Annotated in this window: 15 protein-coding genes; 4 read left to right on the top strand and 11 right to left on the bottom strand. The window is 48.8% G+C overall.

Annotated features, from left to right (window positions below):
• Positions 1–62 precede the first annotated feature (62 nt).
• The 8 genes from hisI to GILYN3_RS08080 are packed head-to-tail and all read right to left on the bottom strand — an operon-like array spanning position 63 to position 4675.
• Positions 63–500: a phosphoribosyl-AMP cyclohydrolase gene (gene hisI, locus GILYN3_RS08115; RefSeq protein WP_049722376.1), complete on the bottom strand. Its 438-nt coding sequence runs from the start codon at positions 498–500 to the stop codon at positions 63–65.
• Positions 497–925 (bottom strand): MerC domain-containing protein, encoded by a 429-nt coding sequence (locus tag GILYN3_RS08110; RefSeq protein ID WP_049722375.1) that lies wholly within the window; start codon positions 923–925, stop codon positions 497–499. The genes hisI and GILYN3_RS08110 overlap by 4 nt, the downstream gene beginning before the upstream one ends.
• Before the next feature lie 42 nt (positions 926–967).
• The gene (locus tag GILYN3_RS08105; RefSeq protein ID WP_049722374.1) at positions 968–1435 is read right to left on the bottom strand and encodes a Fur family transcriptional regulator; all 468 of its coding nucleotides are present in this window, start codon (positions 1433–1435) and stop codon (positions 968–970) included.
• A gap of 5 nt (positions 1436–1440) precedes the next feature.
• On the bottom strand, positions 1441–2046 hold the full coding sequence (locus GILYN3_RS08100; RefSeq protein WP_049722373.1) for a ZrgA family zinc uptake protein: 606 nt from the start codon (positions 2044–2046) through the stop codon (positions 1441–1443).
• A complete protein-coding gene (locus tag GILYN3_RS08095; protein ID WP_049722372.1) occupies positions 2043–2705 on the bottom strand; it encodes a DUF1826 domain-containing protein in 663 nt (220 codons plus the stop codon). Before GILYN3_RS08095 ends, GILYN3_RS08100 begins: the two co-directional genes overlap by 4 nt.
• Positions 2705–3913 carry a zinc metallochaperone GTPase ZigA gene (gene zigA / locus GILYN3_RS08090; RefSeq protein ID WP_049722371.1) on the bottom strand — a complete coding sequence of 403 codons (1209 nt, stop codon included), beginning with the start codon at positions 3911–3913 and terminating at the stop codon, positions 2705–2707. The genes GILYN3_RS08095 and zigA overlap by 1 nt, the downstream gene beginning before the upstream one ends.
• Entirely contained in the window at positions 3903–4307 is a 405-nt protein-coding gene (locus GILYN3_RS08085; RefSeq protein WP_049722370.1) for a TraR/DksA family transcriptional regulator, read from the bottom strand. The genes zigA and GILYN3_RS08085 overlap by 11 nt, the downstream gene beginning before the upstream one ends.
• Positions 4301–4675, bottom strand: a complete 375-nt coding sequence (locus GILYN3_RS08080) for a MerC domain-containing protein (protein ID WP_049722369.1) — start codon at positions 4673–4675, stop codon at positions 4301–4303. The genes GILYN3_RS08085 and GILYN3_RS08080 overlap by 7 nt, the downstream gene beginning before the upstream one ends.
• A 411-nt stretch (positions 4676–5086) precedes the next feature.
• Here GILYN3_RS08080 and GILYN3_RS08075 point away from each other — a divergent pair, with 411 nt between their 5' ends.
• From GILYN3_RS08075 to GILYN3_RS08060, 4 genes are read left to right on the top strand one after another with little or no spacing between them, the layout of a single operon-like run.
• Positions 5087–7285 (top strand): TonB-dependent receptor, encoded by a 2199-nt coding sequence (locus GILYN3_RS08075; RefSeq protein WP_049722368.1) that lies wholly within the window; start codon positions 5087–5089, stop codon positions 7283–7285.
• A complete protein-coding gene (locus GILYN3_RS08070; protein ID WP_049722367.1) occupies positions 7279–8493 on the top strand; it encodes an ABC transporter substrate-binding protein in 1215 nt (404 codons plus the stop codon). Before GILYN3_RS08075 ends, GILYN3_RS08070 begins: the two co-directional genes overlap by 7 nt.
• Positions 8486–9523: a FecCD family ABC transporter permease gene (locus GILYN3_RS08065; RefSeq protein WP_049722366.1), complete on the top strand. Its 1038-nt coding sequence runs from the start codon at positions 8486–8488 to the stop codon at positions 9521–9523. Before GILYN3_RS08070 ends, GILYN3_RS08065 begins: the two co-directional genes overlap by 8 nt.
• Positions 9520–10308 carry an ABC transporter ATP-binding protein gene (locus GILYN3_RS08060; RefSeq protein WP_049722365.1) on the top strand — a complete coding sequence of 263 codons (789 nt, stop codon included), beginning with the start codon at positions 9520–9522 and terminating at the stop codon, positions 10306–10308. The genes GILYN3_RS08065 and GILYN3_RS08060 overlap by 4 nt, the downstream gene beginning before the upstream one ends.
• 151 nt (positions 10309–10459) lie before the next feature.
• Here the strand turns inward: GILYN3_RS08060 and nrtS are convergent, their stop codons facing one another.
• The 3 genes from nrtS to GILYN3_RS08045 all read right to left on the bottom strand — a co-directional run bounded on the left by nrtS (position 10460) and on the right by GILYN3_RS08045 (position 12057).
• Positions 10460–10696, bottom strand: coding sequence for a nitrate/nitrite transporter NrtS (gene nrtS / locus GILYN3_RS08055; RefSeq protein ID WP_049722364.1), 237 nt, complete (start codon positions 10694–10696; stop codon positions 10460–10462).
• Between the two features lie 212 nt (positions 10697–10908).
• The gene (locus tag GILYN3_RS08050) at positions 10909–11358 is read right to left on the bottom strand and encodes a hypothetical protein (RefSeq protein ID WP_049722363.1); all 450 of its coding nucleotides are present in this window, start codon (positions 11356–11358) and stop codon (positions 10909–10911) included.
• Between the two features lie 261 nt (positions 11359–11619).
• Positions 11620–12057, bottom strand: coding sequence for a MauE/DoxX family redox-associated membrane protein (locus GILYN3_RS08045; protein WP_049722362.1), 438 nt, complete (start codon positions 12055–12057; stop codon positions 11620–11622).
• Positions 12058–12185 lie beyond the last annotated feature (128 nt).

Genomic DNA, 12185 nt, shown 5'->3' with positions numbered 1-12185 from the left:
TCTTGGTTTTGTTTAAAATTTAAAGAAGTGGTACGGCTGACGCTAAGCTCAGTCGTCACCGGCTAATGTTTTTCACATGAGCGGCCTGCGCCCCCGGTTACCCAGACTTTCTGTGTCTGTTGCTCCACCTCCAGGTAAAAGCACGATGCTCGTCCTGTGTGACAAGCGGCACCTTCCTGTTCGATTTTGCACAATACGGCGTCACCGTCACAGTCAAATGACATTGAAATTAAACGTTGTGTATGGCCGCTGGTTTCGCCTTTGATCCATAGCTGTTGGCGGCTGCGAGACCAGTAAGTAACACAACGGGTTGCTAGCGTTTGCTCTAACGCATCTTTATTCATCCAAGCGAACATTAAAATGGTGCCTGAGTGGACATCTTGGGTAATCACGGGAATTAACCCATCTCGGTTGAACGCCAGTTGTGAAATCAGCTCGGGTAACGGCAATGGTGTATTTTGGCTGTGCCCTTCAAGGCCAATAAAAAACTCTCGCTTCATGATGACGTCCGAGCTCGATCGCCAGGGCAAGCGCATTCATTTACTTTTACCGCGCGGCACAAACGGTAATTAATTAAGTGCCCAGTAGCTACAAAAGTTGCTCCCAGTAGAGTTAATGCTTTCTCACCAAACTCGCCGATACGTGCCTCTCCCAACGCTATTGCTAGAACTAAACTGGTTAATCCAATAGCGCCTAATACCAGCACTCGAGTTCGTCGGTGCTGCTTGCAGCCTAAGGTTAAAGCGTAGATGCTGGTGGGAATGACTGCTGCCAGCATCCAAATATGAAAGGTTTCGTGGTTAAGCTGTAGGGCGGCCAGACTGGGAAGTAATGCCAATATGAGCGGTAAGGCGAGGCAGTGAATGGCGCAAGCCATTGATAAACTTATTGCTAATTTGTCAGTCACTATTTGTGCGGTTTTCATGAAAAATCCTATTTGATCGTAATTTTCGCAATGATCGAAGGGTTATAAGTTAGGCTGTTGGGGGGCGCAATCTTTACAGATACAACTCATCTCAAACTGAGGGGTCACTAACATAAAGCCAGCGTCTGAAGCGTTGTCTTTAAGGTTCGAGATCGCATCTGGCGTAATTCTTATTTCTCGAACCTTACTGCACTCTCGGCAGATTAAAAATTGCGGTGTTTCGTGCGTATGGCCACAGTTAATATGAGCACAGGCCACGTATTTATTTGCGATATTCAATCTATGCGCTAATCCTTCCTCTTCTAAAAATTCTAATATTCGGTATACCGACATGGCCGAGAATGTGTCGCCATAATGGCTCTCGCAAAAGTCGATAAGCTCATAGGCCGATAATGCTTTGTTAGACTCGATCAACCCCGCCAGTACCTGTTTGCGTTTGGCGGTTAACCGAGTGCCTCGGTTTAGGCAGATTTGCTCTGCTTTATCGATAATCTTGTCAACAGCGTTCATTGTTATTATTTAAACTCGATTGTTGTATTTTTTGGGGTGAGCGTTGCGCTACCTTGCGCCGCGGGTTGAATCCACATAGCGTCGATTCTCTCAATGCCTTCAAATGTGTTAAATAAGCCAACGATTAGCTTGGATGGACGCTCGTTAGCTGTGCATCGATAATGATATTGAGCGCTGATCTCACTGTGGTTATCTAACTCTGCGTGCTCTTGAGCGTGTTTCTGCGCGCGCTCATGATGTTCGTGACTGTGATCAGAATGAGGCGGTGAAACTTCATCGATATCAACGATTGTTTTATGCAGATCACAATCGCCACCGATGAATGTCAGGCTCGGCTGCTCTAATTGTGATTGCACTTTAGCAACGACAGCGTTTTCGTGTGCATTGTTGGCTTTGTGTTCAAAGCCAACAATATTGGCCGCCGGCGATACCAATGCCACTTCCATGATATCGCCTTGCATGGCGATAGTGAGTTGAGCTACACCGTGAGCATGAGCTTGCATGCCTGCCGCAGTAGCTGGCGCTGCAAGTACTGATAACGCTAGTGCTGTTGCTGCGGCGAACATGCGTTGCTGACAAAGTGCGTTTTTTAAGCTTTTAAAAAGTTTCACGTGATCGCATCCATGGTGATAAATAGTCGACGCTCGCTCTCGTTCAGGGAGGGCGAACGATGAATAATGCCTCTGCCTTCATTGTCCGGCCAAAGCTCGCCTTTAAATAAAGCTACATCACCAAAGTTCAACTGCTGAATGATTTTCGAATTAGGGTAAAGGCCTGTTTTGCTGTCGTCCTGCCCCTTGGCTCCGCGGCCTAATTTGGTTCGGTCGAGATTGGCGTTGTCTAACCACTCGGTAGCTTTACCTCGATACGTGGTAATTAAGCGGCATCCGAGTTTGTCTACGTGAAAGCGCGGGCAGGTGGCTTTGCTAGCAACACATAGGCGAAGCCCCACAGCCTTTGCCCCGAGCAGGCAAGTTAGCATCTCGGCCAATAAGCCGACATTGCTAATAAAACTTTGTTGTTGGTTGTGTGCGGGCAAATTATTACCGAGCTCTAATTCCAGTTCTTTAGCGTTACCGGATAAACGTAGTTCTGTCGCGTAGGGGTGTTGATTGAGTAAGAAGTCACTGTATTGCGTGACTTCTTTGCTAAGCTCACGTTGCCATACGCAAAGGTTAATGTCGGCATCGTAAATATTGGTAAAAACAGCCGGATCAGTGCTCTGGCTAACACTAAAGTGTGTGGCTGAAACCATGGCGGTATTTTGCATTAGGCATCACTCCATGAGGGGAACGGATCGGGCAGTTTTTTCCAGCACTCTTTGCCGGCAATTAATTCGTCATCACTTAATAAACATGCGTCCAACTGCTCAATAATGCTGGCTTCATTCAGCCCCTGACCGATAAATACCAATTCTTGGCGCATATCGCCAAAGGGCTCCTGCCACTTTTCTTTAATAAAATTAAGGGTGTCTTCATCTTCTGGCCAGTATTGTTTTGGTATGGCGTGCCAGAACATGCCCGCCGCTCCGTAACGGGCGATGCCGCCAGCTTGGCTCCATTGTCCTGCAAGTTCAGGTCGTGAGGCGAGCCAGAAATAACCTTTGGAGCGAATTAGGCGACCGGTGGGGGCGGGGTTTTGAATAAAATCGAAAAACTTGTTTGGATGAAAAGGCCGGCGCGCACGGTAAACAAAACTGCCAATGCCATACTCTTCCGTTTCCGGTGTGTGCTCACCACGCATTTCTTTTAACCATAGGGGCGATTGCTGCGCGCGTGCAAAATCAAACCGACCAGTTCCAAGGACTTTATCGATTGGTACTTTTCCGTTAGCAATGGGCACAATCTCGGCATCGTGATTAAGTCCGCGTAACAAGCCTTGCAGTTGCTGCAACGCTTGTTCATCGACCAAGTCGGTTTTGCTGATGAGTATCACATCGGCAAACTCGACTTGCTCGACCAATAAATCGGTCACACTGCGTTCGTCGTCTTCCCCTAAGCTTTCATCCGACTGTTTTAAGTCTTTGGCATATTCGTATTCGGCACTGAAGTTGACGGCGTCTACTACGGTAACCATGGTGTCCAGTTGAGAGATGTCGGATAAGCTGACGCCATCTTCATCGGCAAAGGTAAACGTTTCGGCTACCGGTAAAGGCTCGGAGATTCCGGTTGACTCTATTAATAAATAATCGAATTTTCCCGATTCGGCTAAGGCCCGCACTTCCAGCAGTAGATCTTCACGCAGAGTGCAGCAAATGCAGCCATTGCTCATCTCTACCAGTTTTTCTTCGCTACGGTTAAGGGTGATATCGCTTTTCACCGAATCGGCATCGATATTCACTTCGCTCATGTCGTTTACGATAACCGCCACTCGGCGATTGTCGCGGTTGTGCAGAATATGGTTCAGTACAGTTGTTTTACCTGCGCCTAAAAACCCAGATAACACGGTGACCGGCAGTTTGATTGTTTTAGCTTGCATAGAACTTCTCTTTCTCTTCATTAATTACTTTAGAGTCCGTGCCAAACTCTGCGGTCGGCCGAATAAGTAATCGCGCTATACCAATTGGATCGCCTGTTTCCTGACAATAACCGTACTCGCCGGTTTGTAGGCGACGCAGGGCGCTGTCGATCTTACGCACCAAGAGATGTTCGCGATTGACTAGCCGCAGGTTGAGATACATATCGTCTTCGTACTGAGCGCGGTCGGCTTCATCATTGCACTCGGGCGGGTTTGCCAGTTGTTGTTTGATTGTCTCGATATGTGCCTGAGCCTGTTGTTTTAGGCTCAACAAGCTGTTTTTAAAAAAATCCCGCTGGGCTTCATTCATGTAGTCAGAGGCCGGCGCCTTACACAGCTGTTGTTTGGTTAACATGCGACATCCTCGCCCTGTGACATTTGGCGGCAATGGAAACGATTGCCGAGGTGGCCGCCAATCAGTAACAGTCCGCCACTGATTGATAGGATGGCCTCTGCCTCGTGCGGTGCGAACATCGCAGCCAATAGCAGAGCAAGACCAGTAAAGGCCGCGACGCTAGGTGGCCAGCGGCGGTGGCGTTTCCAACCGCTGGGTAGGCTTACCAGTGCCAGTATCGCAATGGGGGCAAAGAGCACTGCATGGAACCATTCGGAGGTGAAAATGCTTCCTATCAGTCCCAGGCTTCCCAGCGACAGTAAGACTGGCGTGGCAATACAGTGAATCAGGCACAAGCCTGAGCAGAAAGCTGCGGTTTCGTCTTTCATTGGTGTCCTTACGTAAATTGCTCGTAATGTTATAACATAACATATCGCGTAATTGAAGGCTCGTCAATGGTTATCAGCTTCGGGGTTACGAGTGTGGGGCTTTCCTCCACGGTTGGCTTTGTGGGTTTGCTAGTGTCCTGAATGTCTTTGTTAATGGTTCCGGGCGCATTTTGCGCGTTCAGCTTATGCACGGTTTTTGCGTCTAACGGGTTTCATCTTTAATCGCCAGTCGGTGGTAACGGCTTGTTCCTGGCGGCTAGGGCTCGATTGAGTGATGATCCCGGCGGCTAAATCTCTTTTGTGTTGGAGATTGTTTTTGTTATGTTATAACATAATGATTGTAGGGTTGATTTATCCTAACTGAAGTTCTTCGGTGGGGCTGCATATACGTTCAATGACTAAGGAGATAAGGTGAAGAAAGTTTTGATAACGCGCCGGTTGGCGGAATTGGTTTTGATACTGGCTATGCCAAGTATTTGTTTCGCTGATGTGCCTGAGAGCAGTTCGAGTGCCATCGAAACGATAATAGTATCGGCAACTCGCACTGAAAAGAATATTCAAGATGCCCCGATGTCTATTAGCGTGCAAGAAATGGAAGCGCTGCAGGAAAATGGCTTTACCTATGGAACCGATGAGTTTCGTGGTGTCCCAGGGGTGTCTTTTCGGCGTGGTGAGGGTGGGGGGGATCTCTATCCGTTTGTTTCTTTTCGCGGTTCTCCGGGAACTGATGGTTATCTCGCGCTAATCGACGGTATTCCTTACGTGGGTGTATTCGAAGAGGCGCCATTAGACCAGATTCCATATAGCGTAATCGATAGAATCGAGGTGGTTAAAGGACCTGGGTCTACTTTGTATGGTCGTGGGGCTGTTTACGGTTTAGCTAATTACATGACCAAAGCGGTGGATGAAAATGAAACTCGGTTATCGTTAAGTGGCGGAAGCAATGGTTACTTTCGTGGTCAAGGCTCTCTGACGCGTCAGTTGAGCAATGGTGCGGGTGTGCTTTTGGATGCAACGATCGACGAATACGATGGCTGGCGAGAACAGGGTGGTTATAGCAAAATCAATTTATTTGGCAAGCTGGAAATGCCTATTGCTGAGCAGACAGATTTAACCGCCTACTTAAATTATTTTGATGCCGAAAAGCAGGCTCCTAATGGTCTGCCGCTCGATAATGTTGGCAACGTACTGCCGGTGGCCGGCGGGCGCACCGCGTTTCTCGGGTTTGGTGAGCCTCAGGACGATCAGCAATTATGGGTCGGCACACTAAAGCTTGATCATTCTTTTAATGAAAACCTATCGCTGACAAGTTCTTTGCAGTTGCGACGTAGTGAGCGTGAAAACTCCTTTAACTTTTATGACTCTTTTGGCTTTTCGCCCGAGAGAAATATCTACGCGGTTAATGGTTTTCGCAGTGAAAAAACTCAAGACGCTGTGGTTTTTGATGGCAGTGTGAATTGGCATAATGATCATCATGACTTAGTGGCAGGTGTTAGTGTGGATCACGCCAGCTCCACCGCGCTGGATATGTGGTCGGGTCAAAACGGATTTACCGCGGCGTGTGGGTTTAGCTTTTTTCTTATCGAAGTCGATTATTCTACCGGCGAAATAGTCAACCGCGATAACCCCTGTTTTGTTGTCGATTTGCCGTTCAGTGATAACGAGGTGGAAAACTCTGCGTGGGGTGTATTTGTTCAAGATGAAATTGCACTTAGCCAATCGCTGACTCTTACGCTGGGGTTGCGTTACGACGCTTTTGAGCGCGACGCATCCTTTGAGCCGGTGGCGGGTTCCAGCGCCAGCGGTGACTTAAGTGGTGATACCGATGCCTTGTCGCCGCGAGTAGCATTGTCGTGGGACAGTAGTGTGGGGAATGTTTACTTTTCTTACGGCCGGGGATTTAACTCTAACTTTGGTCCAATCTTTGAGTGGAATCCGGCTAACTACGCGCGTCTAGAAAATAAGCCGACGACGATTGACAGTTATGAATTGGGTTGGAAGGCGACAGCGCTTGAGCAGCGTATGCAGCTTGAGCTTGCGGTTTTCCAAACTTTTCAGCAAGACCGGCGCTCAAGCATTCCCAATCCGGCTGCAGAGAACGACTATTCGCAACCATCCAATTTAATTACTTATGGCCAGCAGTACGACAGCCAAGGTGTGGAGTTTTCGTTGTCTTATATGTTGACGCCGGACGCTCGGTTGGGTATTGCTGCCAGTCATATCAACCCAGAATGGGATGAGTATATTATTAACAGCTACGGCACTGAAATTGATTTGTCCGGTACCACTCCGGTTGGTGTGGCTGAGAACACTTTCTATCTTTCCTATGATCATCGTTTGGCATCGTGGTTAGAGGTGCGTGCGATTTACGAGTTTTACGATGATTATCAAATTACTCAAGATAACCGCGTCGACGGTGGTCGCTACGATCTTTTAACTTTGGGAGCAAGTATTTTTCCGTCTTGGTGGCCGGGTGCGACAATTAAGCTGACCGCGCTTAATGCCTTAGATGAAGATTACTACTTCTATTTTGGCGATCGAACTGTACCCACTTACGCAGTTCCTGGGGCTGAGCGCGAGCTGCGCGCGAGCGTGGAGTTTCAGTGGTGAGGATCGTAAGTGCTGGCATTTTTATGCTTAGCTTATTACTGGCCGGCTGTGGAGAAAATACTGATTCCAGTATTCGTGAAGCGGCCGCGCCAGAGCTTGGCAAGCCTTCTGGCTGGGTACCCATAGAGCTTGAGTTTGCACAGACGTTTAGTGCGGCTTGGCAGGGTGAGTTTTGGGTAGTCGACCTTCGAGCCAGTATTGCAACCTGGGGAGGCGAGGCTGCAGGACCGGAGCAGCGAGCGCGACTGCTATTGGTTCCCGCAGATAGTACCGTGCCGCCTCTTGAGGGGGCGTTTGCTGGTGCGCAGGTGATTCGAGTGCCGGTGGAACGGCTCGCGGTCAATTTGGCACCGTTCGAATCAATGCTAACCGCACTTGGTGTGGATGAGCGGTTGGTGGCTGTGGGGGGGCCTAAGTCTTATAACGATTCTATACGTCAGCGAGTGCTTGATGGAGAGCTCGCGCAGATTGGTTATGGCTGGCATATGCCGCCGACCCTCGACGCACTTTTGAGTGCAGAGCCGGATTTGCTGCTAATGGCTATGGGGGATTTAAGTCATAGCCATCAGATGGATCGAATTCGCCAGCTCGATGTGCCGGTCTTGCCTATGTTTATGAACTCCGAGCCGCACTATATGGGCAAAGTCGAATACATCAGACTTTTGGGGTTGTTAACCGGGCGGGACGAACAGGCTAAAGCTTATGTGAAGATGGTCACCGAGAATGTTGAGACGCTCAAGGCTCAAGCGGCCGCCTTTGCGCCCACAAGTGTGATTTCTGCGTGGTACAGCGGCAGCGGTCGGTGGATGGCTACTATGCGCAATTCCGAGGCTGCGTTTCTGCGCGATGCCAATGGCCGCAACCTGTTGCAAGAGTCCGATGACCCAAGGCGCGATGAGTTTCAAAAACTCGGTACAGAGCAATTGATTGTGCGTGGCGCAGAAGCCGAGTGCGCCATTTTACGTGATAGCCATTCTCAGCCGTTTCGTGATGAGAAGACGCTGATGCAGTTTCGCGCTTATCGCGATGGTTGTGTCTTCGCTATCGATGGCATGAATAAACCACAAGCGGATGCGTATGACTATTACGAGGGTGCCGTCATTCGGCCAGATCTAGTGTTAAAGGATCTGGTGCACATGCTGCACCCAGAGCTTCGTGACGAGGATTCCTTCAGTTATATTCAACCGGATCAGACTCTTTATGAATAGCCGTAACCGCGTGCAGCTTGGCGCTTTAGTACTGGCGTCTGTGTTATTTCTATTGGTTGCTGTTTCTCTGAGTGTTGGGCAAGTTGCACTGACTTTTTCAGAGGTGGTCGGAGCTTTATTTGGAAGCTCCGGCAATCTTACCGTCGATCATATTGTTAGTGACATTCGTCTGCCGCGCGTTTTGATGGCGATTGTGGCGGGGGCCGCTCTGGGGGTTGGCGGTGTGTTAATGCAAACCTTATTTCGAAATCCGATGGCTGATGCTTGGTCTCTCGGGTTGACCGCGGGTGGGCAGCTTGGAGTCGCCATCGTCATAGCTGCTGCTGGTTTTGTGGGGCCGGCTGCGATCGGGTTTATTCAGGTTTTTGACGGTCTTAGCCTGACGCTTGCTGCTGGCTTGGGTGTGTTGTTATCAGCTTTAGGGATGATGGCGTTGTCGCGACGAGTGAGTACTATTTCACTTTTGGTGGTGGGGTTGATGCTGGGCTTTTCTGTGCAAGGCTTGGTCAGCGTAATCATCCACTTTGCCAACCGCGTTGGGGGTAAAGTTTATTCAGGTTGGGCTGATGGTACGTTCGCAGCGGCAAGCTTCGACAGTATCGGGATGATGTTGCTCCCGATAAGCGCAGGCTTGGTATTGGCGGCAAACAACGGTAAGGCGCTTACCTCTTTACTGTTAGGGGAAACTTATGCTCGCAGTTTAGGTACGGATGTGGCGCGCTTACAGCGACTTACCTTGTTGGCGGTGGTGCTTTTGGTGGCGCCGGTAACAGCTTATTGCGGTCCTATTACTTTTCTCGGGCTTATTGTTCCACATTTAGCCCGCGCAATTTCTCGCTCTGCACAAATTTTGCCATTGCTGCCTTTGTCGGCTTTGGCTGGAGCTGCATTAGCTCTTAGTGCTGACTTGATCGTGCATTTACCTTGGGATGCGCATTTTCTTCACCTCAATGCCGTGCTTGGCATGATTGGCGCGCCTGTGGTGATTTTTCTGTTGGTATTTTCTTCCGTTGTAAGGCGACAGTCATGATTGAGTTGGAAGATTTGACCGTAGGTTATTTCGGTGAAAAAGGTTCGGTTTTGCAGAACCTGAATATCCAAACCCATAGTGGTTTGGTTTGCCTGTTGGGGCGTAATGGCACCGGAAAATCCACGCTACTGCGCACTTTGGCTGGGCTGCAGCAGCCTTTGGCTGGACAGGTAACGATTGCCGGACAGAATATCCATGTAATGAATCCGGTGGAGCGTGCTCGTCAGGTCGCGGTGGTTTTGACGGAGAGGCAGTTTGGTCTTGGCTTAACCGTGGAAGATGCTGTGAGCATGGGTAGACACCCGCACACAGGTTGGCGAGGTCAGCTGAATGATGCCGATAAAAAGCATGTATACAACGCGTTGAAAATAACACAGGCGCAGGCATTTGCCGGACGTTATTTGGATGATCTTAGCGATGGCGAAAAGCAGCGCGTGATGATCGCCCGAGCCATTGCGCAGAACCCTACGGTTATGCTGTTGGACGAAATAACGGCTTTTCTGGATTTACCCGGACGAGTTGCCAGTATGTTGCTGCTAAAACAATATGCGGCCGAAAATGCGGCGACGATTATTCTTTCCAGTCATGATCTGGAACTATCTTTACAGTTGGCGGATACCATATGGCTGCTCGATGGTAAGGGTAAATGCCGTTGTGCTGCGCCACAGGAGTTATTGCAACATGGCTATATTGGTGATGCGTTTGATTCTGACATGATTGCTTATTCACAAACGACAGGTCAATTTGAGTTACTTGATACGGCGGCAAAAAAACACGCGCTTTGAGCTTTTGCGAAAGCTATTTGTATTTGAGTAGATCCCTGCCGACTCGCTCTCAGTTATAGCATTCCCACGTCTATAAATAAAAATTTATTGCTATTGCGCTGCTTACTTAAGCGGCGCGGTAAAAAATCTGCTGTTTTGCCGCCCCTTTATTTTAAATCGTCTTGGATTTTTTCTCCTGATTCATCATTTTGTTTTTGGCTGCGCTATAAGAGGCCACGCAGTAGGGCACAATAAAATTCATGGCAATATGGCCCCAGGGGATGGGTAGGCCGTCCATCAGTGTTGCACCATGGTTGATGATATTAAGCAATGTGCCTACGACTAAAGCGATACGTAGGGCGTTGATAACGATTTGTCGGCTTATTAGGATGCGGCCAAAACGATTCATTAAGATAGGCTTCCGTGGTGCGTTTAATCTGATTAATTTTATTGTGTGATGCTTGTTGTTGCCAAAGGGGTGACAAGCGCAGATAGGTTACCGCGCATAACTTGTAACTTGTAGGTTACTAAATGCTGCGCGGTTAGGGTATAAAAATCTGTTGTGTGCTTTGCTTTTGATTGAGTAAATATTGAGCAGTGCATGGCTGTAATGACTTTGCGTTACCCAATGTAGCGTCGTAATAGCTGTTCGGCGCGCGCACGTAAAGCTGGGTCTGTTAGGTCATCTTTCGCAAGATAAAGCACCGATGAGGCGACGGCTTGGTGTGAGTCGGTTGAGTTTGAGGTGCCGACAACTTTGGCGCTAACGCCGAGTGCTTGTAGTAGCCGAGAAATAATAAATTCAGCTCGGTCGAACGATAAAAGTGAAGCAAAAATAATGGGGGTTTTACTGTTGGCTTGACGTATTTTGGCCGCCACTTCTTCGGCGGATGCTTCGATGTCCGAGTAAACCGCTAAAGAGATGATGGCTGCATCGCAACGCTTAGCATAAGCATCTAAGTCGGCCACGCTTTCTGGCCTTAGCGCATTGTAGCCGCACTTTTCTAGAATAGGTTTCATCTCGGTAACAATAAAGGGGTGGGGCCTAGCTAGCAGTATGGTTTTACTCATGAGTATGCTCTTCTGTTTGTTTGGGGGTTAAGTCATTAATAGATGTTGTGCATCTTAGTCGAGCCCGGGCCGATCTTCTTACACGTTAGACTCCGAATCTTTACCTGTAGCCGTAGCCCGTTTGGGGGGTGGTTAGCCGCTCAATCGAGCCGGGCGTTAGCGTGTCGTAAAGTAGCGGCGGGCCAGCCGTGTAATGGGTGGACGGCTGTTTATTCATAACCCGCACTTATAAAGTCCCTACTAATAACCCACGTAAAGCTCTTAGGCGTTGGTTTTTTTGCGTTGAGCAAAGGCCAGTAAGTTGTCCCAGTCTCTTAACCAGTATAGTGCGAGACAAGCCGCTAGCATGGGCCATGCGGTAAAAAACAACATGTGATCAAAAGGCGACAGGTATTGTTTGTAAGAGATAAACGTGGACATGGCATGAATGACCAGAACGGTGCCATAAGTCCAGCGGCGGTAAAGGCCGCACACAAAGGCTATGACAAGGATCAGTTCGAGGCCGCCAATGATGTATGAGGAGCTGTGAGACAGCCAATCAATGCCATAAAAGCCGCTCAATATCCCAGTGTTGTGCGTGGGATTAACAAACTTATCGATGGTCCACAGCAGCATAACCACAAATATGCCAAGGCGTAATACCAGCAGTGAGCGTGCTAATGGTTTTTCTAGATTGTTGGGTGTGTGTCCGCTATTCAATGTTCTTGCCTCAAATTGAGTGGGTTAAAGGGGGCTGTCTCGGTATGCAGGGTAAATTTAAGCGTCTGGAGGCAGCTCCATTTGGCTGTGTAACAGTCTGTACCGATTGGTCTAGTCTAGATCAGTTT

The organism is Gilvimarinus polysaccharolyticus (assembly GCF_001187555.1).
In the GTDB taxonomy this organism is placed as follows: domain Bacteria; phylum Pseudomonadota; class Gammaproteobacteria; order Pseudomonadales; family Cellvibrionaceae; genus Gilvimarinus; species Gilvimarinus polysaccharolyticus.
This window is presented reverse-complemented; position numbering and strand designations above follow the sequence as displayed.

Excerpts from the sequence above, each read along its gene's own strand:
- hisI (WP_049722376.1), bottom strand. The coding sequence starts at position 500 with ATGAAGCGAGAGTTTTTTATTGGCCTTGAAGGGCACAGCCAAAATACA.
- GILYN3_RS08110 (WP_049722375.1), bottom strand. The coding sequence starts at position 925 with ATGAAAACCGCACAAATAGTGACTGACAAATTAGCAATAAGTTTATCA.
- GILYN3_RS08105 (WP_049722374.1), bottom strand. The coding sequence starts at position 1,435 with ATGAACGCTGTTGACAAGATTATCGATAAAGCAGAGCAAATCTGCCTA.
- GILYN3_RS08095 (WP_049722372.1), bottom strand. The coding sequence starts at position 2,705 with ATGCAAAATACCGCCATGGTTTCAGCCACACACTTTAGTGTTAGCCAG.
- zigA (WP_049722371.1), bottom strand. The coding sequence starts at position 3,913 with ATGCAAGCTAAAACAATCAAACTGCCGGTCACCGTGTTATCTGGGTTT.
- GILYN3_RS08085 (WP_049722370.1), bottom strand. The coding sequence starts at position 4,307 with ATGTTAACCAAACAACAGCTGTGTAAGGCGCCGGCCTCTGACTACATG.
- GILYN3_RS08080 (WP_049722369.1), bottom strand. The coding sequence starts at position 4,675 with ATGAAAGACGAAACCGCAGCTTTCTGCTCAGGCTTGTGCCTGATTCAC.
- GILYN3_RS08065 (WP_049722366.1), top strand. The coding sequence starts at position 8,486 with ATGAATAGCCGTAACCGCGTGCAGCTTGGCGCTTTAGTACTGGCGTCT.
- GILYN3_RS08060 (WP_049722365.1), top strand. The coding sequence starts at position 9,520 with ATGATTGAGTTGGAAGATTTGACCGTAGGTTATTTCGGTGAAAAAGGT.
- nrtS (WP_049722364.1), bottom strand. The coding sequence starts at position 10,696 with ATGAATCGTTTTGGCCGCATCCTAATAAGCCGACAAATCGTTATCAAC.
- GILYN3_RS08050 (WP_049722363.1), bottom strand. The coding sequence starts at position 11,358 with ATGAGTAAAACCATACTGCTAGCTAGGCCCCACCCCTTTATTGTTACC.